General features: G+C 59.2%; 17 protein-coding genes, 1 tRNA gene and 1 pseudogene. 7 read left to right on the top strand and 12 right to left on the bottom strand.

The window, feature by feature from the left end; all coding sequences use genetic code 11:
- From CKO42_RS20620 to CKO42_RS20605, 4 genes and pseudogenes are all read right to left on the bottom strand, one after another.
- Positions 1–200: pseudogene (locus CKO42_RS20620) on the bottom strand (hypothetical protein); the annotation flags it as partial.
- A 123-nt stretch (positions 201–323) separates the two neighbouring features.
- Positions 324–1,415: a CsgG/HfaB family protein gene (locus CKO42_RS20615; protein WP_200248193.1), complete on the bottom strand. Its 1,092-nt coding sequence runs from the start codon at positions 1,413–1,415 to the stop codon at positions 324–326.
- 200 nt (positions 1,416–1,615) lie between these two features.
- Positions 1,616–3,253, bottom strand: a complete 1,638-nt coding sequence (locus CKO42_RS20610) for a caspase family protein (protein ID WP_200248190.1) — start codon at positions 3,251–3,253, stop codon at positions 1,616–1,618.
- Complete coding sequence (locus CKO42_RS20605) at positions 3,253–3,978, bottom strand: OmpA family protein (RefSeq protein ID WP_200248188.1); 726 nt, start codon at positions 3,976–3,978, stop codon at positions 3,253–3,255. Before CKO42_RS20605 ends, CKO42_RS20610 begins: the two co-directional genes overlap by 1 nt.
- 514 nt (positions 3,979–4,492) lie before the next feature.
- On the opposite strand from CKO42_RS20605, the gene CKO42_RS20600 reads away from it, so the two are divergent.
- From CKO42_RS20600 to CKO42_RS20580, 5 genes are all read left to right on the top strand, one after another.
- Entirely contained in the window at positions 4,493–7,897 is a 3,405-nt protein-coding gene (locus tag CKO42_RS20600) for a caspase family protein (RefSeq protein WP_200248185.1), read from the top strand.
- 28 nt (positions 7,898–7,925) lie between these two features.
- Positions 7,926–8,567: a tetratricopeptide repeat protein gene (locus CKO42_RS20595; protein WP_200248183.1), complete on the top strand. Its 642-nt coding sequence runs from the start codon at positions 7,926–7,928 to the stop codon at positions 8,565–8,567.
- Between the two features lie 7 nt (positions 8,568–8,574).
- The gene (locus tag CKO42_RS20590) at positions 8,575–9,120 is read left to right on the top strand and encodes a hypothetical protein (protein WP_200248170.1); all 546 of its coding nucleotides are present in this window, start codon (positions 8,575–8,577) and stop codon (positions 9,118–9,120) included.
- Positions 9,121–9,171: 51 nt separating this feature from the next.
- Entirely contained in the window at positions 9,172–10,035 is an 864-nt protein-coding gene (locus tag CKO42_RS20585) for a hypothetical protein (RefSeq protein WP_200248168.1), read from the top strand.
- 135 nt (positions 10,036–10,170) lie between these two features.
- Entirely contained in the window at positions 10,171–11,616 is a 1,446-nt protein-coding gene (locus tag CKO42_RS20580; protein WP_200248166.1) for a hypothetical protein, read from the top strand.
- A 40-nt stretch (positions 11,617–11,656) separates the two neighbouring features.
- Here CKO42_RS20580 and CKO42_RS20575 read toward each other — a convergent pair whose 3' ends face one another.
- The 3 genes from CKO42_RS20575 to CKO42_RS20565 all read right to left on the bottom strand — a co-directional run bounded on the left by CKO42_RS20575 (position 11,657) and on the right by CKO42_RS20565 (position 13,762).
- The gene (locus tag CKO42_RS20575) at positions 11,657–12,226 is read right to left on the bottom strand and encodes a YMGG-like glycine zipper-containing protein (RefSeq protein WP_200248164.1); all 570 of its coding nucleotides are present in this window, start codon (positions 12,224–12,226) and stop codon (positions 11,657–11,659) included.
- A gap of 292 nt (positions 12,227–12,518) precedes the next feature.
- Positions 12,519–12,680 carry a hypothetical protein gene (locus CKO42_RS20570; RefSeq protein WP_200248162.1) on the bottom strand — a complete coding sequence of 54 codons (162 nt, stop codon included), beginning with the start codon at positions 12,678–12,680 and terminating at the stop codon, positions 12,519–12,521.
- 194 nt (positions 12,681–12,874) lie between these two features.
- A complete protein-coding gene (locus CKO42_RS20565) occupies positions 12,875–13,762 on the bottom strand; it encodes an IMP dehydrogenase (RefSeq protein ID WP_200248160.1) in 888 nt (295 codons plus the stop codon).
- Between the two features lie 464 nt (positions 13,763–14,226).
- On the opposite strand from CKO42_RS20565, the gene CKO42_RS20560 reads away from it, so the two are divergent.
- A complete protein-coding gene (locus tag CKO42_RS20560) occupies positions 14,227–14,424 on the top strand; it encodes a hypothetical protein (protein WP_200248158.1) in 198 nt (65 codons plus the stop codon).
- A 236-nt stretch (positions 14,425–14,660) separates the two neighbouring features.
- On the opposite strand, the gene CKO42_RS20555 is transcribed toward CKO42_RS20560, so the two are convergent.
- On the bottom strand, positions 14,661–15,302 hold the full coding sequence (locus tag CKO42_RS20555) for an outer membrane beta-barrel protein (protein ID WP_200248156.1): 642 nt from the start codon (positions 15,300–15,302) through the stop codon (positions 14,661–14,663).
- 271 nt (positions 15,303–15,573) lie between these two features.
- Here CKO42_RS20555 and nadN point away from each other — a divergent pair, with 271 nt between their 5' ends.
- On the top strand, positions 15,574–17,514 hold the full coding sequence (gene nadN / locus CKO42_RS20550) for an NAD nucleotidase (RefSeq protein WP_420844338.1): 1,941 nt from the start codon (positions 15,574–15,576) through the stop codon (positions 17,512–17,514).
- An 80-nt stretch (positions 17,515–17,594) separates the two neighbouring features.
- On the opposite strand, the gene CKO42_RS20545 is transcribed toward nadN, so the two are convergent.
- From CKO42_RS20545 to CKO42_RS20530, 4 genes are all read right to left on the bottom strand, one after another.
- The gene (locus CKO42_RS20545; RefSeq protein WP_200248154.1) at positions 17,595–17,759 is read right to left on the bottom strand and encodes a hypothetical protein; all 165 of its coding nucleotides are present in this window, start codon (positions 17,757–17,759) and stop codon (positions 17,595–17,597) included.
- A 356-nt stretch (positions 17,760–18,115) separates the two neighbouring features.
- Positions 18,116–18,192 (bottom strand) — tRNA-Met (locus CKO42_RS20540).
- An 80-nt stretch (positions 18,193–18,272) separates the two neighbouring features.
- Positions 18,273–19,364, bottom strand: coding sequence for a redox-regulated ATPase YchF (ychF, locus tag CKO42_RS20535; protein WP_200248152.1), 1,092 nt, complete (start codon positions 19,362–19,364; stop codon positions 18,273–18,275).
- A gap of 221 nt (positions 19,365–19,585) precedes the next feature.
- Positions 19,586–21,106 carry a mannose-1-phosphate guanylyltransferase/mannose-6-phosphate isomerase gene (locus CKO42_RS20530; RefSeq protein ID WP_200248150.1) on the bottom strand — a complete coding sequence of 507 codons (1,521 nt, stop codon included), beginning with the start codon at positions 21,104–21,106 and terminating at the stop codon, positions 19,586–19,588.
- Positions 21,107–21,219: the final 113 nt, after the last annotated feature.

The raw sequence follows: 21,219 nt of genomic DNA, 5'->3' as shown, positions 1-21,219 counted from the left end.
CGGGCGGTGAGCTTGGTCTCGCCGACGCGAATCGGGCTGCCGTCGGTGTCAAAGCGCCCAAGGGCCTCCTCGGTCGCACAACACCCGACGGCGTTAGTCGCCTCCAGAATGGCTTCCTCCATCTCCAGCAGGCTACCACTCAGGCGCACCGTCACCTCGACTGTCACTTCGTCACCCGAACGCCGGATCACTTGCGCCATCACCACCACCTCACTGTCTGCTTCATCAGGAGGTTATAGCGTACTCCTCAAGGCGACATCATTACAAGGCTGCACCCTATTTGAACGCTGTGTCGGGGAAATTTATGAGTAATGGCATGGAACTCAGCGCTCCGTGATCCAATACGGAACGGTGGCGACTGAATACTCAATCGGTGGGCGTGCGGATTCACTCCAGCGAAGCCTCGCTTGGTCCTCATCCTGTGCCGCAATCAATGCAACGTCTTTGGCGGTGATTGGCCGTTTGGTTAAGATGGCTATTAAGTAGCCGCGGCCCAGCGGCTCGCTCGCCAGCAGCTGAATGCCGTCATAAGAGCACGGTACGGTTAGAGGTTTGTCAGGCGCCAACCACAGATCTTCACAGCCCTGTTTGAAGCAGGGAAAAGGGTAGAGCTTCGACAACTCGCCGGTGACGTCGATGTTCAAGACCAGCAGATGCCCTGCGCGTGCCGTGGTGACGCGAAAGCGCATCTCTTCGCCAAGCTTGAAACGCGGTCCGGGGAGCAGTTCAAGTCGCAGTTGGGCGGAATTTCCAGAGAGGAAATCTGGCTTGCTGACCGGCCCAGGCTCAGCGGGAGCTTCGGTGAGCGTCATGTAAGGCATGGCGATTTGGCGTGCAAGTAGGCTGATTTGGTCTGGAATGCGATCGAGATGCTTGGTTTTGACCTCGGCAGTTCCTAAAACTTCACCAGTGCTGGTATCGACCAGCCGCGCTACGATCGAGATGACGCCCGCCCATTCAATGACGGTACCGCCGACGATCGCCTCGACTCCCAACATTTCGCCGACACGGGCCGCCTGGCTGGATTGGTTGACCAGGTAGCTTGATTGGAGCTCCTGCTCATCCAAGACCTTACGCAGCTGTGCGCGCTCGGTGATGGTGAATGCCTGGCTCTTCTCGAGTTCGCGGAGCATCCACTCAGCAATGATCGACCCCGCATCAGGAATGCCAAGATTACCTTGGATCTCAAAGGCGAGCACCGCGATTCTGGGCTTGATGATGGCCGATGCTGATAACTCGGACTCTTGCGCCAATTCTGTTAGGCTCTGATCTACACTCTGATCGAGATCCGCCGGCGCCGCATCTTCGGTTTCGAGCACGCTATCGGACACCGTGACCTCGCCAAGCCGGGCGCCGCCTCCAGAATCATCGGCATCGTTAGCCAGAGTTTCATCCGCGTCCCAGAATTCGTCCATCGCCGACTCCTGGTGCAAGATCAAGCCGCCTCCGCTAACCCCCTGACCGTCTTCGGCTTCATCAGCCGCAACCCGTCCGGCCGCAAAGATGCAGGCGATTAGCGAAACGACGAGCATCAGCCCACGAGTGCGGTCCCAATGTCGTTTAGCGCAGACGCATTCTAGTAGGGTCGGCTCTTGCGTTAAAATAAGGCGCGTTCTCATGGCGCGGTATAGAGGCCTTGCAGTCCAAGTTGTCGGCGCCCACTACGTATCGCAGCGAGCGTTTCTTCAGCGGCAGTGCGAGCGCTCTGCGTGCCGTCTAGCTCAAGTAAGCTTTCGATGAGTTGGGTTAGTGGTTCACTACTGGTCACAGCGACCATATGGTCGGCGCCGTAGGGTGGGGTCACCTCGAAGCCAAGCTGTAAAGGCTTTGATCCATCAATAGTTGCCTGATCGCCATCCAGCGGGTAATGGAAGTACAGGGTTCCATCCCCAGAGAGGCTGTAGAGCACGAAATAGGGCTGCTCAATCTTTGAAAAATAGAAGCTGACTTCCTCGCCTCGTCTGTGAATACCGTCGTGGGGTATGATCTTCGTGCTGAGACGGTCTCCGTAACGCTCGTATTCAAGCCGTTTTAGGGCCTGCCATTTTTCGATGACGGCTAGCACATCGTGATCATCCAGGTTGTGCGCAATCACATCGCCCTCGATCGAGATCGCTTGTCGCTTTTCCATGTCAAACGTGATATCCGGCATGTCTGTTGGGGTAGCGTCGATCAAATGCTCTGAAGTCCGGCCGACACGTTCGACGGCGAAAGGATTGCCAAGCACCTTGATGCGCGGCTTCGGCCAGCTGGATCTGGAGTCACTGGGGCCTAGGCTGGCGACGGGCAGCAGCGATCGATCGTCTTTGCCCTCAGGCAGCAGGTTCGGAGTTTGCCTGGAGTTCGCGATGGCCCTGACGTTCGCGCGGAGGAAATGCTTCAGTTCGCTGAGGGTGAGCACCTTGTCGGCGTTTTCGTCCGCTGGCCCCTCCAGCGCGCGGGAAAAGGCCCAACTCAGGGCACCACGCTGTGCCGGTTGCCAGTTTGCATCGAACAGCATGAACTCGGGCACTTTTTCATACTCCTGAGCGGCTGCAAAAAAGGTGACATTGTCAAGGTCTTCAATGGCACCTGCTGCAAGGTCGGGGACCGGTTCGAGATCGAAGTCGGGGATCTCGTAGCCGTAATTGCGATAACTGAGCTTTGCAGCGCGCGGGTCGACGCTACGGGTCAGGGTTCCGGAATGACAGGCATCGGCTAGGAAGAGCACCTCGACATCGCGCTGGTCCGCTTTGACGAACCAGTCATGCAACTCGTCATCATAGAGGCGACCTGTCGGCGGTGGCGCGTTGGGATCGAAGTCGAACAGCAGCAAAACCTCATCTAGGCCGTCTTCTTCCGAGCCGTGAATCCGCTCTTTCTCCTGTGCTCCGTGGCCCGCGTAGCTAAAAACGATCATATCGCCTGGCTTGGCGCGGGCGAGCAACTGCTGCCAGTCGGCACTGAGTCGGTCACGCGTGGCCGCTGAATCGAGCCTCTTGATCAGGTCCTTGACGCCGATCGTACGCAAAGCCTGCTCGATGTCTTCGGCATCCGAGGTTGCGCCATGCAAGGGGCTAGCATGCTGATAATCGTCAATACCGACCACAAGTGCCCGAATATCCGCATGGGTCTCGCTAAAAAATCCCGCGCATAACAAAGTCGGGAGCAGCAAAACCTGCATACGCTGGCCAGACAGTCGGCGTAAGAAGCCATTGAGGCATCTGGCTCGAAAAAAGTGCAGCCAAGGTCTCGAGCACATCGAGAAGCGCATTAGGAATCTCCTGGCCAGACCAGTTCAACGCGACGATTAAGCTGCCAGATTTCCTCCTGACTGTAGCGGCTAGGGTCACTCAGGATGGCAGGCTCCGATTCGCCCAAACCCTTGGTGATGATCTGGCCCTTATAGCCGTGGCTGCGCAAGAACGCTGCCACGGCCTCGGCTCGGCGCTGCGAGAGCACTTGATTTTGCACCGCGGAGCCCCGGTCATCAGTATGCCCGATGATGGAGATCGAACTGGTGGCGCGCTGTAGAAGCGTTGCCGCCAGATCCTCTGCCGCCTCAGTGCCTTTAGGAGTGAACTGGGTCGAGCCACTCTCAAAGGTCACTGGAAGAGGGACGCGCTTCACGGTGAAGCTGCGCACCGAGCTGAGCGCAAGCCCCTCCGCAGCACCCGAGCGATGGTTAATCGGCGTCGACACATAACGATCAGCGAGCATGCGGGCCTCGGACGCCTTTCTATGGATGGTTTCGATGACTTGTTTCGGCGGCTCAGTCTCGGTTGCGGCTGGGTCGTTGATCAGCGAAAGGGCCTGTTGGTAGTAGAGGGAGGATTCCTCATAGCGCTTCTGGTCGTGCTCGATGTCACCGAGCATCGCCAGTGCCTGCCAGGTCCGAGCAAGCTCCAATGACTCAACCAACAGGCCTTTTTGCTCAGGCAGGCTGGAACCTGCTCGTACGCGTTCGTTGACGACGCGTAGATAGGCATATGCCGCCATTTGCGCCAGCTTCGGACGGTAGGCGTCTGGACAGCCGGGCTCAGTTGCGATCCGGTATGCTTGATCGCCGATGGTGACGAGATCACCGGCGCGCGCAGCCTTTTGGATTGTTTGCGCGAGTGATTCGCAATCGCCAAAAGAGGGCGAAGAAAAGACGGCCGCGACAGAGAGAACAAAGAGATCTAAACGAATCACGATCCTGCTCCTGCTGAGTCTGATTCAGGTTGCTGGCTCGGCGCTCGAGCCCCTGAATTAGTGTGCCAGAATCCGTCCTGAGGTGCCCCCAGTTGCCATGGGGTTATGACGACAAACTGATCAAGCGCAATGCCTCCTCATGTATTGGTGGCTAGACTCTACGAGCACCCTAGCGTGCGCACTGATAGTATGCTTGGCTACTCGCCAAGTTGCCGAATCATGTGCTGCGCTGAATCGGATGTCTTAGTGAAAGGGATATGGATCAATGAATTGCCCTGGCCTTAGAAGACTGTGCACGGTGTTGTTTGGCTTGATCTTCATGGCGCTGAGCCTCCCTGCACTTGCGGTGCTCTCGGCAGATCCGCTGTTGCGCGTCGAGACCGGGATGCATACCGCATCGGTGCGGGCGCTGGCAGTGGATGAGCCGGGCGGCTTCTTCTTCACCGCTTCAGATGACAAGACCGTACGAGCCTGGTCGCTCGCTGATGGGCGCTTGGTGGAGACCTTCCGCGTCCCAGCCGGTGCCGGCGATGAAGGGCGACTCTATGCCTTGGCGGCCTCGCCTGGCGGACGCTGGTTGGCGACAGGGGGTCTCACCCAGGCCGTGACCGAGGGGCGCGGCAACTACCATATCTATCTGTTTGATCGTACCAGCAAGGCGCTTGACGGGTTCATCCCCAGTCTGCCGGACGTGATCAATCATCTCTGTTTCTCGCCCGATGGCCGATACCTTGCAGCCTCGCTTGGCAGTCGCGGTGTCCGCATCTGGTCGGTGGACGATTGGCAGCTAGTCGCAAGCGATGAGGCCTACGAGGGCGCGAGTCATGGATGTGCGTTCTCCGCGAGCGGCCAGCTGGTAACGACCTCGCTGGATGGGCATGTGCGGCTCTATGATGGCGACTCTTTCGGCCTCCTACAGAAGGTCCAGTTGTCAGCCGGCAGCGAACCATTCGGTATCGCCTTCTCCCCAGATTCCGAGCGCATTGCGATCGGCTTTGCAGATGCCTCTCGGGTTGCACTGCTCTCGGCGCTCGATCTGAGCGAGCTGCCAGCACCCAACACGCAAGGACTAGGCAAAGGCGGCCTCAGCAAGGTCGGTTGGTCCAAGGATGGCGAACGGCTCTTCGCCGCTGGGCGGTACCAAACCGACGGACAGTTTCCGATCCTGGTCTGGGCCGCTGCGGGCAGCGGGCGGCGAAGCCTCTGGGATGGCACGGCAAGCATCGTGACCGATCTCGATGCGCTCGATGATGGCGGCTTATTGGTGAGCACCGATTACCCGGCCTGGCTGAAATTGAGTGCCAGTGGCAATCAGATCGATCTGCGTCGCGGGACCGTGCCTGATTATCGTGACAAGCTCGGCAATGCGTTTGAGGTATCAGCGGATGCCCGGCGAGTGTCCGTTGGCCTGGGCTACGGCACTGACGCCATGGTCTTGCTCGATCTCGACGAACGGCGTCTACTGGAAGGCGCGCTCAACGAGAATTGGCTGCTGCAGCGCGAGCTCCAGGCGCTCGGCTACGATCCAGGGCCGGCCGATGGTCAATACGGTCCCTCGACTGCACGAGCACTCAACGCCTGGCGCGCCGATGTCGGGCTTGGTACGGGCGGTTTCGATGGCCGAGTCAGGGAGCGGCTCGGCCTCAGCCCGCTGACCAGCGCTCGCACCCGGGCAGCCGACCTTTCGATCAAGAGCTGGAAACATGCGGCCGGGACGACCCTAAACGGCCAGCCGCTACCGCTGGCTCCCTACGAGCAATCGCATGCCTTGGCGATCGCGCCTGATGAGCAAAGTTTTGTGCTCGGCACCAGCTGGCACCTGCGTGCGTTCGACCGAAGCGGAACGCCACGCTGGATCAAGCCGGTGCCAGACGCTGCATGGGGCGTCAACGTCAGCGCGGACGGCAAGGTCTTGGTTGCGGCCTTGGGTGACGGCACCCTGCGGTGGTACCGCTATGCCGACGGGGAACAGCTGCTGGCGGTCTACATCCATCAGCGCAGCCGCGAATGGGTCGCTTGGACACCAAGCGGCTACTATGACGCAAGCCCCGGGGGCGATCGCTTGATCGGGTGGCAAATCAACCGCTACGAGGAACTGCCGGGGCTGGCGATTCAGTATGTGGTTCCGGGGTCGTCTTCAGATCTTTCCGGGCTGATCGCTGGCGACGTGATCCAAGCGATCGATAACATCCCAATCAACTCGCGCGATGACCTAGTCGCACGGCTGCACAGCAGTGCCGCCGGCGACTCGCTGAGGTTCCTGGTCCTACGCGACGGGACATCAACAGATGTGGACGTCTTGCTTGCCTCAGCGCAGCCCGGCGGGCCGCCGCGGCTTGGCACGGTGGTCGGCAAGGCGCTTCGTTCAGTGAAAGCTTCCGATTTCTTCCCGGTAAATGTGTTTCGGCAGCGCTTCTACCGGCCCAAGGTGGTCGAGACCGTGCTGATGACACTGGATGAGTCAGAGGCAGTAGCGGCGGCAAATGTCAAGGGCGCGCGCTCCATTACCGGTGTTCGAGTCACGGACTCGTTGCCCCCACTCGTCGACATCTTATCGCCCGCCGATGGAGACCCCTTTAATGAGGACAGCGTCACCATCCATTACCTAGTTCGCAACCAGGGCGGTGCTCATGAACAGCGCGTGCAGATCCTGGTCGATGGCCGGCCACTCAGCGAGACGCGCGGGCTGAAGCGGATCAGTGCGTCAGTGCCAGCTAACGCAGGCGCGGATGAAACCGATAAACCGGAGGCAGCCGACGAGCGGGAAGCGACGACGATCCGACTGCCGGCGCGTGATGTATCGGTCACTGTGGTCGCCGAGAACCAGTTCGGTACCTCACCGCCAAGCACCATCAAGCTGCATTGGGACGGTGGAACAGCGGCTGAGTCGAGCGTCAAGCCTCAGCTCTATGTTCTGGCGATCGGTGTCTCGAACTATGATGACGAACGTCTGCAAGACCTTAGCTACGCGTCCAAGGATGCCGAAGACTTCGCGCAGGTCATCGAGCAGCAGCACGACGGGCTCTATGGCGATGTCGTTGTCAAGGTACTCAGCGATCCCGACCATGATGATTTTCTCGACGGCTTGGAATGGCTCGATCTGGAAGTTACCGAGCGAGACGTAGCGATGTTGTTCGTTGCTGGACATGGCGTCAACGATGACGATGGTGATTATTATTTTCTGGCCAGGGATGCTAATCCGGAGCGCATCACGAGAACGGCCGTGCCTCAATACGATATTCGAAAATCGCTGTCGTCTTTGCCCGGGAAGGTGGTTGCGTTCATCGACACCTGCCACTCCGGCAATCTCATGGGCGGCGTTGCTGACATCAATGGCATCGTTAATGACCTGACAGCAGCGGAGAACGGCGTCATCGTTTACAGCAGCTCGAGTGGACAGCAGGCCTCACTCGAAAATTCGGCATGGGAGAACGGTGCGTTTACGGAGGCTCTCGTAGAAGGCCTGAACGGAGGTGCCGATATCTTCGAAGACGGCGACATCACCATCAAAGAACTCGACGCGTACCTGAGTAATCGGGTTAAAAAGCTGACCCAGAAACAACAAACACCCGTTTCCAAGACGCCATCAACGATCTCGGACTTCGCAATCGCGATAAACCCCAAGGGTGTAACCAGCGCGGGCCTGACCGAGAAGCCGGTCCCCGCCCTACGACGCGTCGAAGTCTGGCGATTTGCAGCGAAAGACCAGAATGGCCTTTTGTGACTGTTGAGCAACCACAGAGAGATCAATGATGCGAAAACTGCTTCTCCTACTCCCAATGATACTCGCCCTCGCCGCCTGTCAGACCGTGCCAACGGGGCCGGGTGCTGCGTCAGACTACTACCAGCGCGGACGCTCAGCGTTGCTCGGCGAAAACTTCAGTGCCGCAATCGAGAACTTCCAAGAGGCTGTGCGACTTGATCCGAGGTACGGCGAGGCCTTCTACGGGCTCGGGCAGGCCTATGAGGCCACTGGTCGTAAACAGCTGGCGTTGAAAGCTTATCTTGACGCAATCGCAGTGCAACCGAGTCTCGGCAAGGCCCAGGCAGCTGCGGGTCGGCTGTACTTCGAGCAGCGGGACTACGGCCCAGCCGAGGCCTATCTGAACAAAGCGACCACACTTATTCCATCAGATCCTGCTCCGTTCTATTACCTCGGCGAGATCTACCGGATGCAAGGCAAGTGTAACTCGAGTGTCAGTATGTTCAAGAAGGCATTAGCCCTCAATCCTGCTTTCCTCGATGCAAAGGACGGTCTGAGACGCACCCAAAGCGAGGTCTGCAAGTCTTCTGGTACCCGCAAGACATCGACCCGAACGCCGACTCGTCCGACCTATCAAAAGACAGATGTCTTTACAGGAGGTGGACGGGCACTGAAGCCCAGCGAGTGGTAGTGCGTCGATGAAGACGTTCTGGCTGCGCCTAATCATCATCAGCTCCGTTGCATTCGCCGGCGTAAATCTTGCCGGAAACAGCGCGCTAATGGCCGACAATGCGGAACGTCTAGTTCGAACCGCAAACGAGTTTGTCAATGCCGTGGTGCCGAAAAGCATCGATGGCCGCTATCAGTTTTCTGGCTGGGTCATCGGTCAGGAGCCAACTAGGCGGTACAGCCTCAATGGGCTCCAATGGAGCCCACTGGCGGGAGACGTCAAATCGCAAGCCGGTTCCGCAGCAAGTGACGACTCGCTTTATGGTAAGTCTCGGCTTCATCGGGCGGTTTTCTCGCCGTCCGCCTTGGTTGGCGATGGTGATTATCAGAGCACCATTTCGATTGGCTCAGTGCCGGCACCTTTGTTGGGCGCTGGCGCCACGCCGTCGACTTGGCCGACTGCCCTACGGCGTCTGGATTCGGCGATGACCGATCTCAGCTTTGGTCTTTCAGACCCGCCGGTTACGCGTTCTATGGCGCCGCTTGGTGGTGGCAGCGTCTTAAAATCCTGGTGAGAGAGGCCTGATTGGCCATTATTGGATCGAGGCAAGGTGTCTGGAGTCTATATGAAAATGAAGAAGGTATTGTTGGTCATACTGGGTGCGGCCTTGGTCGGTGCCTCGGTGCACACATTCGCAGGTAATAAGAAACTCATGACCGTCAACGCGGCCAAGGTCATCGCAGAACGAGCCGTGGTAGAAAGCGTTATTGGCCTAAAAGTGCGCAGCCGAGAGAGTGTCGAAGACCTGATCGCGCAAGAGGTCCGGGTGGATGCAAAGACTGCCGCTGCGATCAAGGGAATCGAGTACACCGATATCGTCTATGACCCGGACAAGGATATCGGTCAAGTTGAAGCGAGCATCCAGTTAGGCAAGGTGAGCAATATCGTTGGCAAAAATATTGATTATGGTGGCCAGACCATCAAACGGTTCGGTTTCGCGACGTCCACGCCGGCGATGGCTGGACCACTGCAAGCACTTCGGGCCGCGGAGCTTGATGCTTACAAACAGCTCGCCAAGGTCATTGTTGGCTTCGAGATCGATAGCAAGACTTCGGTGCGCGACTACCTCTTGGAGTCCGATGATGTTCGCGCGCGCATGATGGCAGCCATTTATGGTGCAGACCTCGTCGATTACCGGTGGGACGAGGATGGCAACGGCTATGTAAAGATGCGATTGCGTTTTGGTCAGGTCGAAGACGTTCTCAACCAGAAGCTGAACTACGACGACGAGGTCATCGAGGTCGAAGGCGTCGGAGCTCAGGTGGATGATTTCCGCGAGGCACCAACCGGCGGTATCGGAATGGCCGCCACCGTTGGTCGCGGCGCTGAGATTCGCGAAGGCATCATTGACGTACCGGTTTCCAGTGGCGTCGGCGGTCAGACACGAGATACCAATGGTGCTGGTGGTGGGGTGGACCTTCTCCGCTGATCTGGAGCGACGGGTGTCAGAGGGTCTGGCCACGGACGGCTGGACTTTGATCGCACGGCAAGGTGGATCAGCCGGGTCGTGCGGGATCTGCAAGGATGTCACACAGGCTTCAGGGGCTAATCGATGATGGCAAGCATGCGCAAGCGGGCAGATGGTTGGTCAAGGCGCTTGCTCCTGCAAGGGATGATCTATCTACTTTGCGGTCTATCCCTGGTTCTACCAGGCCCCGTCTTCGCGCAGGAGACCATTGTCGTGACGGCCGAGGGACTCGCTGACCCAAACGCCGACACCTACGCGCGGGACAAAGGACTGTTAATCGATGACCTTCGGCGCGATGCCAGACGACAGGCAATCGAAAAGGCGGTGGGAGTCTTCGTCGAGGGCAGCACCCTTGTCGAGAACTACGTATTGATCAACGACCGGGTCTTGAGTGAAAGCAAGGGCCTGATCAAACGAGTGATAAAAGAGAGTAAGCCGTGGCTCGGTGAGGACGGATTCGTTCACATGCTGGTCAAAGCCGAGGTCTATTTAGGCGGCGTAGAGGAGGCGCTGAAGACAATGTCGCGCCAAAGCCGCATCAGTTACATTCGTGAGTATGGCAATCCGCGTATCTCAGTGGCTGTCTTAGCGCAGGATGCTGATCGGGGCAGCCGACAAACGCGTTCGGACATCGCCGAGAACCTATTGAAGGAGCGGATTTCTGCATTTGGATACCGGGTCTGGTCAGAAGATGTTACGCAAGCCCTAAAGACCGAAATGATGGAATCTTCGGCACTTTCGAATCAGACACAGACCACAGTATCGGTTTCGCATCTCAAGGCGGCCGACTTTTCGATCATCGGGCGTGTTCGATTCGATGTCAGAGAAGTCAGATTGAGCTCCTCTGGCATTCGGCTGAAGAAACATCTGATCACCTCCTGGACGGTCAAGTGCGTCAACAATAATACCGGTGAAGAGATCTACTTCAACAACAAGATACCCAGGCACAATAGCTGGCCAACTGAAGATCAGGCACTTGAAGATGTTGGCCGAATGATTGGTCAGGAGTTTTCGAAGGACTTTTTTGAGTCCCATCTTGTTCAGCCGAGCCATCTGTTTGAGTTACGCGTGATCGGCCTACCTAGCTATGATATCGGCGTTTTGCTCAAGAAGGAGATGATCGGATTACGGCCGTTTCTGGATGTTTCGCTACGAAACTACTCGACTCATGGGCTGACCTCTTACGAGGTAAACTTTGCCGGCGGACAGGACAGTTTTGCACAGACCATCAATAGCGCCGTCATCATACCGCTGAATGCCAAGTTTGGAAGTGAAGTCTTCAGCGTCGATACGCTGGCGCGTGATGTGGTGACGCTGGTCTTTCAGTCCGATAAGAACGAACAAGAGTTGGTGTCTGAGTTTAACTCCAAGCCGCCGGCCGCCTTGGCGGATGCCTCTCCTGCGCGTATTGCACATGTAGCTCGGAACGAGGCCACGCTAAAAAAGGTTGAGATGATCAACCCTGATGCAGTTGCGTTCCTCACGGAACAGCGTGATGGCGGATCAAATGCCGCCGTGATCAACGAAATTAATAACTTCTAACCAGCAAAGGCCCCGTTCAGGGGCCTTCATGCGTATGGGGCTAGACTGCGGCTGCGGTCCAGTCGGAGCCGGACTTGCACATGGTCGCGCTGTCTTTATAGGTCTTGCCGTCCTTCACTGCCACCTGGGATATGTTCCGGCACTGCTGACCATCAGACTTGGTGTAGATCTCGCCAGGCGTAACAGTAAGCTTAGTTGGCTTTGCTGTTGTTGCGGCCTTCGACTTGGAGGAACTACCCGAAGACGAACTCGATTTAGACGATGATGTCTTCGCAACCTTTTGCGGCTTTGGCGGAATTTCTGTTGTGATAGGTCGATTGGCTTTCGCCCGCGCAGCGCGTTCCGTCATTAGCGCGAGCTCCTTGCGCTCTCGCTCGTCAAGGGCAGCACCGATACGGTTGCCGATCAGCCCGCCAACCGCGCCACCGATGAGTGCACCCATCAATGTGTTGTTGCCCGTATTATTGGCGATGATGCCGCCAAGCAGTGCGCCGCCTGCCGTTCCGACCGCTGTGCCAGTTTGTTCATTCGTGCCACCAGTCGTTGCAAGGCATCCCGACAAGCTGATCGTGATTAATGCTGTGATCGTTAAGACCAAGAGTTTATGCATTGGAATCTTCCATGCTGTGGTAGAGAGAATCATGAGCCTAAGATTGCGTAAATCAATCCGAATGCAAAGGTTATAGCAGCATCGTCAAAAATGCTAGACTAGATTCGGTTCAGCGTTTCAACACAATGGCGACTGAGTCTATGCGGGAGCAATATAGTGTCGAACGGACATAATTATTCCCAAATCTCAGCCCGATAGCGGGTGGCGAGCGCTGTGCACCAACCGAAGCCGGTGCCTGAGTGCCCGCTACGAGTTGCATTGCCGCGGTTGTCGAGGCCGTGGTCACCCTTGGTCACCCTTGGTCACCGATGCCATCGCGGAAGACGGCGAACTGCTGCGACTTCCAGCAGACGTAGATGACGCGCAGCCAGGGTAGTTCGAGATAGAGCGGTAGGCTGCGGAACCAAGTAGCCAAGAGGCGAGCGAAGTCTTCGACTCCTTTTGGCGGGATCACGTAAGAACGCCCGCAAGTTCGCCTGACAAAGCATCCATCGGCTTTGGTCAGCACATTCCGAAAGGCCCGGCAAGGTCGTTACCCAGGATGAAAGAACAACAGGTTATGGCCATGCGCCTCCGACTACGACGTTGACGGCGTGATCGAGGCCAGCGTTCAAACCGGAGGACATGCGAGCGCTCAGCGCTCGTAGGTTACAGCTGCGGCACACCCGCCGCCGTTTCCAGCCGCGTGCGGCAGCCGCGGCCGGGGCCGACGCCGACCTTAATGGCATCGGCGCCGATCTCGCGCATGAAGCGCGCGCCCCCGCTGGTGGCGACATTGCCGCACACCAGCGGCACGCTGCCAAACTGGCCCCGCAGCCCGGCAACCGCCTGCTCCATGATCACCGAGTGACCGTGAGCGATGTCGACGAACAGCAGATCGGCGCCAGCCTCCAGCAGCGCCGCGGCCCGCTCTAGGTAATCGCCGCGGGCGCCGACCGCTGCAGCGCAGCGCAGGTGGCCGGCGCTATCCTTACTGGCGCCGGGCTGTTTGCGGTTGAGATTGATGTCGCGGCGCGTGATCAGCCCCTGGATGCGATTCGCGCCATCGATGAGCGGCAGGCGCTCGACGCGGTGGTCGAACATCAGCCGTTCGGCCTCGTCGGTGGAGATGTCCGGTGCGCCGGTCACCAAGCGGGACAACGGGGTCATGAAATCGTCGACCGCTCGATCCGCGTCAGCATCCTGTACTGGCGTATCCCGGTTCGAGAGCAAGCCGGCCAGCAGGTTGGAGCCGCTGGCGGTCTCGATCAAGATGCCGGTGATGCCGCGATGCACGACCCCAATGCCTCCGTGCATGGCCATGGCTCGCGCCATGTCGGCGCCAGTGACGCTGTCCATGTTCGATGAAACGATTGGCAGATCCAGCGCGATCTCTGCCGTCAGCAGCGATTTGACGCTGATCGTGCGACGGGTTTGCGACTCCGTCTTCTGTGACCGGAACAAGAAATCGTCGAAGGTCCTGCCGGTCCAGAACGCCGCTTCGTCCGGCGCTGAGGCGCGGGCGCCGTCCAGGTTCTGCCTGCTACTCGTTGCCATGGGTCAGTCTCAGGTTGCGCGGCGACGGATAGCCGTCACCGATCGATCGCGAACTCGGATCAAAAGCCCCATCATACAGCCGTGCTCCGGCGATGGATCGGTGATATCCGAGCTGCTGAACACCGTAGCTCGGGCGCAGCCCAACAATCGAGCGGCAGCATCGCCGACCCATCAGGCACAAAAAAGCCGCAATGAAGCGGCAAGTCGAATTATTTGCTGACCGGGAGCTGACCGCGAACGTTGAGGTCAGAGCCCCCCTTACGGCAGGACTTGATGCACCATACGAGGAGCTTGCACTATGCCCAGGTCACGACCGAGGACCTACGCCGACCACGCTATAGGTCGAGGATACCATCCTCAGGCGCACCAAATAGCACACCGACAACGTCGTCTCACTGCGCAGCGAACTTGCGGTGTGACTGCGTGCGTTAAATGACCTCTGACACCCCATCGAGGTTCACACCATGCCCGAGCTACATCCACAATTGCTAACCGCCCCGGATGGAAAGCGGCTCTCAGTCGTGCTACCGATCGCTGAATACGAAGCCTTGATCGAACGGCTTGAAGACTTAGAAGACGCCTGCGAGGCGCTGGCTCAGATCGAACGCGGCGGCGAGGAAACAATCCCGTGGGAAGCCGTGAAGGCCGAACATAGCCTATAACATCATCTTCACCAAGGCGGCCAAGCGCCAATTCGATAAGCTGACCAAGCCGGCTCAACGCAATCTTGGCGACGCTATCGAGGCACTATAGATGTGTGGTTCACCAACGGTGAATATCGAGGGATAATGTGCCCCGCTCTCCCCCAACCAATCTCAAGAAGGTTAACAGGGGCAGGCGACATTTATCCTGACACTGGAGGTCCTGACGCCTGTTCCGTTGTTGTTCTTTTCAGAGCCTAGAATTTGTACTGGACGGCGAGGGACCAGAGGTTCACGTCGGTATCCGCGTCGCCACCGATCTGGTAGCGGTCCCAGTCACCGCGCACGGCGATGTGGTCAGTCAAATAATAGGCTACTCCGAGCCCGAAGCTCAAATCGCTGCCGTTAGCGCCGTCCTTCGCGGCGGCACTGCCGGACGCCAGGTTCGCGGTGCTCTTGGCATCGGCGTCCCAGAACACCGCCCCGAGCTTGGCGAAAGCACTGAGTCGATCGGTGAATGGGTAGCCAGCGGTGACCCCAAGATTGAAGGCCCCACCCAAGTCCAGTTCGGACTTCACCTGCCCGGGATTCGCCCCGCCAAGATTGGCGTTGATGCTGTAGTCACCGAGGACGACCCAAGAGGCCTCGATCCCGAAGTAGCGGTTTACCTGATACCCGCCTAGAACCTTCCAGCCGGTGTCGTCATCGTCCTCGGACGATCCGGTGACGGGGAAGCCAACGTCAATCAGAGGACCGGTTACGTCCCCCTTGTTGAGGTCCGCATAAGCCTTGCCGACGGCAGCGCCAAGATAGAAGCCGGGCGTGGTAGCGTCTGCCCACGCGGCCGGACCGGCGGCCGCGAGACCCAGGGCGAGCGAGAAGCGGAGCGCAATGTTCATGGGAGCTGCCTATACCGTAAGAAGCAAAATAGCGATAAGGATCGTACAGATGCTCTGTTAAGCTTTTTTTACGCTCATGCGAACTTTTGTTATCAGTATCTTTAATATAACGTGAGCCGGCGGCTACAGCCCCCGAGAATGCACGCAACTGCACCTTGTCGCGCAACAATAACCATCTTCAAGAATCGTTCAACGTTCGTTCATAAACGGGTAACGGTAGACGCATAGGCTTTCATTAGATAGCTACATAGCATCCCGACAGGAGCCGACCGTGTTGAAGAAGATTCTGCCCTCCCTCGCCGCCCTTTTCGTTGGTTTGACCTTCGGCCCAATGGCCGCCGCGTCCAATCTTTTAGGAGGGACCGCCCTCGACGCAGCCATGGCTGCTGGTGGCCCCGCTTACGAACTCACCGTGGTGCACATCAACGATCACCACTCCCACCTTGAGCCCAACACCGGTGCCGAACTCGAATTCGATGGGGTCGAAACTGACGTCGAGACCGGCGGCTTTCCCCGCGTCGTCCCCAAGATCGCCGAAATCCGCTCCAGCGGCCGCAATGTGCTGACCCTGCACGCTGGCGACGCGATCACCGGCACCATCTATTACTCGCTGTTCAAGGGCGCGGCCGATGCTGAGGTGATGAACAAGGTCTGCTTCGATGCCTTCGCCCTCGGCAACCACGAGTTCGACGACAGCGATGCCGGACTCGCCCAGTTCCTTGGCTACCTAAATGCCGACCCGAACCGCTGTCAGACGCCAGTCCTTGCCGCCAACGTGATCCCGACGATCGGCACCCCGCTGCGCCCGACCCCAGATACATCCCTGATCCAGCCCTACGTGGTCAAGGAGGTCGGCGGCCAGCGGATCGGCATCATCGGCATCGACATTGCCGGGAAGACCAAGAACTCTTCTAGTCCGCTCGACACTACCCAGTTCCTCGACGAACGCGAGACGGCCCAGGGCTTCATCAACGAGTTGACCGCACAGGGCATCAACAAGATTATCCTGCTCACCCACTTCCAGTACCTCAACGAGGTCGAACTCGCGCAAAGCCTACGCGGTGTAGACGCGATCGTCGGCGGCGACTCCCATACCCTGCTTGGCGAGCGCTTCGCCAACTTCGGCCTCAACCCCGGCGGCCCGTATCCCACAAAAGTCACCGACCTCGACGGCAACACCGTGTGCGTGGTCCAAGCCTGGCAATACGCTGACGTGGTTGGTGAGCTTCACCTGACCTTTGACGGCGAGGGCCGCGTCTCCGCTTGCTCGGGCACACCCCACCTCCTCCTCGGCGACACCTTCGAGCGCAACGACGTGCCGCTGCAGGGTGCCGAACTCCAGGCAGTGCTCGATACCATCGTTGCCACCCCAGAACTCGGGATCGTCGAGCCTGACCCAGCTACCCAGGAGATCGTCGATGTCTACGCCGAGGACGTCGAGGTCCTGAAGACCGAGATCGTCGGCGTCGCTACTAAGGACTTCTGTCTGGAGCGCGTCCCCGGCCAAGGCCGCAGTGCCATCTGTGATGTACGCGCCACCCAGGCCAACGGTGGCGATATCCAGCAGTTGGTCACCGAGGCTTATCTGCTCCGCAGCTTCGAGGCGGACGTCGCGATCCAGAACGCCGGCGGCGTGCGGATCGATATCCCCGCCGGTGACATCAACATCAACTTGGTCTACACCCTGCTGCCTTTCGCCAACACGCTGGTCAACCTCGAGATGAGCGGCGCCGAGATCAAGCAGGTGCTCGAGGAGGCGGTCTCCAACTTCCAGGACAGCGACGGGTCCACCGGCTCCTACCCGTACGCGGCGAATCTGCGCTGGGAACTTGACCTCAGCCAGCCCTTCGGCAGCCGCTTTTCCAACATCGAGATTCGGCGCAAGGGTACCGACGTCTGGGTCCCGCTTCAGGACGTGGACGATGTGACGGTCGTCACCAACAGCTTCATCGCCGCAGGCCGTGACGGCTACCTCACGTTCGGCGACGTCAGCGACGACGGACGGATGGTCGATACCTACATCGACTACGCTCAGGCCTTTATAGACTACATGCAACAGGATCTCGGCGGAGCCGAGCCGGGCGATTCGGTCCTGACGACCCCGCCCCTGGTCACTCCACCCTTTTGCAGTGATTACAGTACACAGCTCTTTATCAACGAAAACAGCGAGCCCCAGCTGCCCGATGCCGAGTTCCTGCGCGCCTGCGAATAGGCCTGCGTCGACGCACTTAGCACAAGGGGGCATTAGCCCCCTCTTTTTTTAGATCGAACTACGGATGCGGAGAAGCTAGGTTAATTGCGCTGGGTGCCACAGGTACCCGTGCGCTCAAGTACTTCGGCGATATGGCGATGGGCATCGAGTTGCTTGCACGCCAGTCCAGGCGAGCGCGACTCGATATCATTCGTGCGCCAATGGCCGGTCTTGTCTTGAAAGCAATGACCATCAAGTAGCGCCATCTCCAAACCTTTGATCAGGCTCTCGAGTACCGCATAGGCCAGGCAGCTCGAGATAGAGCGGCAGGCTACGGAAGCAGTCGATGATGTCGGCGTGAACCTCAGGGTGCTGCCCGACCTCGTTGAGGAAGTCCTAGTGCTGGAGGTAGTTCTTCTCGCTGCGCGGGCGCAGATGAGTGCCAGGCGCCTCGGGTCTTCGGTGGCGTAGGCGATGGCATAGAATTCGTGGTTGCCGAGCACGACCTGAGCGCTGCCGGAACACTGTAGCTCAGGCGCAGCCCAACAATCGAGCGGCAGCATCGCCGACCAATCAGGCACAAAAAAGCCGCAATCAAGCGGCTGATTTGTATCTAATTTTATGGTGGCTACGGCTAGATTCGAACTAGCGACATCGGCATTATGAGTGCCGCGCTCTAACCAACTGAGCTACGTAGCCAAACAAGCCGATAAGCATAGCCGCGCATGACATATTGGTCAAGATCCGGCGCACAGCGTTTGCGGCTTACTCGTTGAAGCTTACACGTTGAAGCGGAAGTGGACGACGTCGCCATCCTGCACAATGTACTCCTTACCCTCGCTGCGGAGCTTGCCGGCCTCTTTGGCCCCTTGCTCGCCCTTGCAGGTGACGAAATCATCGTAGGCGATGACCTCGGCGCGGATGAAGCCGCGTTCGAAATCCGTGTGGATCACGCCTGCGGCCTGAGGTGCTGTGGCACCGGCCGGGATGGTCCAGGCGCGCGCTTCCTTGGGGCCGGCGGTAAAGTAGGTTTCGAGGCCCAGTAGCCGATAACCGGCGCGGACGACTCGGTTTAGGCCTGGCTCCTGCAACCCGAGGTCGGCCATGAACTCGTTACGCTCGGCCTCATCGAGCTCGACAATATCGGCCTCAATGGCCGCACAGACCGGGACCACCACGGCCCCTTCTGACGCCGCATGCGCGCGGATGCGTTCGAGCAGCGGGTTGTCATCGAAGCCATCCTCGGCGACGTTGGCGATGTACATGGTTGGCTTGGATGTCAGCAGGAAGAATTCGCGCAATTCGGCGCGTTCCTCGGCACTGAGATCCATGGATCGGACCGGCAATCCTTGATCGAGATGGGCGCTGACCCGCTCCAGCAGCACCTTGCGCGCGAGTTGACTCTTATCACCCGTCTTGGACTGTTTGGTCGCCTTATCCAGCGCCTTGCCAACAGACTCCATATCCGCCAGCGCCAGCTCGGTATCGATCACCTCAATATCGCCAATCGGATCAACGCGCCCGGCGACATGCACCACATCGTCGTTCTCGAAGCAGCGGACCACGTGGGCGATGGCATCGGTCTCGCGGATGTTGGCGAGAAACTTGTTGCCAAGCCCTTCGCCCTTGGATGCGCCCGCAACCAGCCCGGCGATGTCGACGAACTGCATGGTGGTTGGGATCACATTGGCCGATTTGGCAATGCCGGCGATCACGTCGAGCCGTTCATCCGGCAGCGGCACCACACCGACGTTGGGATCGATGGTGCAGAACGGATAGTTCTCGGCGGCGATTCCCGATTTGGTCAGCGCATTGAACAGCGTCGATTTGCCGACGTTGGGCAGTCCGACGATGCCGCATTTAAAACCCATGCTGGTGCCCCGCTGGCAAAAGCCGCCGATAGTAGCCGAAGCCAGCCGGCGCGGCCAGTGGCGATCGCGGCCGCTGCAACCTCAGCTCGCACCGCGAGCGGCCGAGAGCGGCCGAGAGCGCGCCATAAGCGATGACCACGACCACGACCACGACCACGACCCCGCCCGGCATGCGTCCCGTCAGGCCCCGCGCTCTTGATGACAGCGATGCCGCTTATCGCTCAGCAGCCACTGTCGCCGCCGCGATCGTAGAGATCGTCGAAACGCACGATGTCGTCCTCGCCGAGGTAGCTGCCGGATTGCACCTCGATGATCTCGAGCGGAATGGTGCCCGGATTCTCAAGCCTGTGGGTGGTACCCACCGGGATATAGGTCGATTGGTTCTCGGTCAGTAGGAAGGTCTTGTCATCGTTGGTCACCTTCGCAGTGCCCGACACCACGACCCAGTGCTCGGCCCGATGATGATGCATCTGCTTCGAGAGCGCTTCACCGGGCTTCACCGTCAAGCGCTTGACCTGGTAGCGATCGCCCATGGTGATCGACTCGAACGCGCCCCAAGGACGGTGCACGCGCTGATGATGGCGGTGCTCATTGCGCTGCGAATCGCTCAAGAACTTGGTCACGGCCTTCACATCCTGCGCGCGCTCGCGATCGGCGACCAAGACCGCGTCTGGAGTCTCGACCACGATCAGGTTATCGACCCCAACCGCAGCGAGCATTCGGCTCTGCGCAATCAGCAGATTGTTGTGCGACTCATGCACGAAGGCATCGCCATCCAACACGTTACCGTCGCCATCCTGCTCGCGCACCTCCCAGAGCGCAGACCAGGCGCCGACGTCGGACCAACCAGCATCGAGGGGCAGGACGATGGCCGGATGCTCGGGCACAGCCTCGGCCTGCGAGAGCCGCTCCATCACCGCGTAATCGATCGAATCGCTTGGGCAAGCCTTGAACGCTGTGGTCTCCAGCCGGCGGAATTCGCCGTCAGCCCGGCCCGCGTCCATCGCCAATTCACAGGCCTCGGCGATCTCGGGGCGAAAGCGCCGGATGAGGTTCAGCCAGACCGAGGCGCGGAGCATGAAGATGCCGCTGTTCCAGAGGTATTCGCCGCTCGCCAGGTAGCGCTCGGCGGTCTCGCGATCCGGCTTTTCGACGAAGGCATGCAGCCGATAGGCGGTGCCGTTCAGCTCAGCGTCGGCGTGCTTCTCGCCTTGCTGGATGTAGCCATAGCCGGTCTCGGGCTTGGCCGGCACGATGCCAAAGGTGATCACCGCGCCCTGCTCGGCCAGCACCGCACCATCGGCGACCGCACGACGAAAGGCCTCGCCATCGGCGATGGCATGGTCGGCGGGGGCGACGAGCAAGATCGGATCCTCTTCGCCCGCCGCGCCAACCGCACCCGCTGCGCCAACCACAGCCGCCTCGAGCGCGGCCAGCGTCAGCGCCGGTGCGGTATTGCGACCGAACGGCTCGAGCAGGATCGCCGCCGGCGAGCGCCCGAGCAGCCGAAATTGTTCGGCAACCAGGAACCGATGCGCCTCGTTGCAGACGATGATCGGGTCGCGCATTAGGAGCCCCAAACGCGGATGTTCATCCACCAAACCGTCGAGCCGCAATGCGGTGTCCTGCAGCATGGTTTTGCTACCAGTCAGGGGCAGGAACTGTTTCGGATAGGCCTCGCGCGAGAGTGGCCAGAGCCGGGTGCCGGAGCCTCCGGATAGGATCACGGGCTGCAAGTGCATGACGTTTCCTCTAAAGCGATCGATGGGGCGTCCGCGTCTCTCGACTCTGTCCCGAGTCAGCGCAGGGCTTAGTATGGTCACCCAATGTGGTTACCCAGTGTGGTTATCCAGCG

It is taken from the genome of Lamprobacter modestohalophilus, from assembly GCF_016583905.1.
GTDB lineage: Bacteria > Pseudomonadota > Gammaproteobacteria > Chromatiales > Chromatiaceae > Lamprobacter > Lamprobacter modestohalophilus.
The sequence above is the reverse complement of the archived record's forward strand: the minus strand, read 5'-3'. Positions and strand labels throughout refer to the sequence as shown.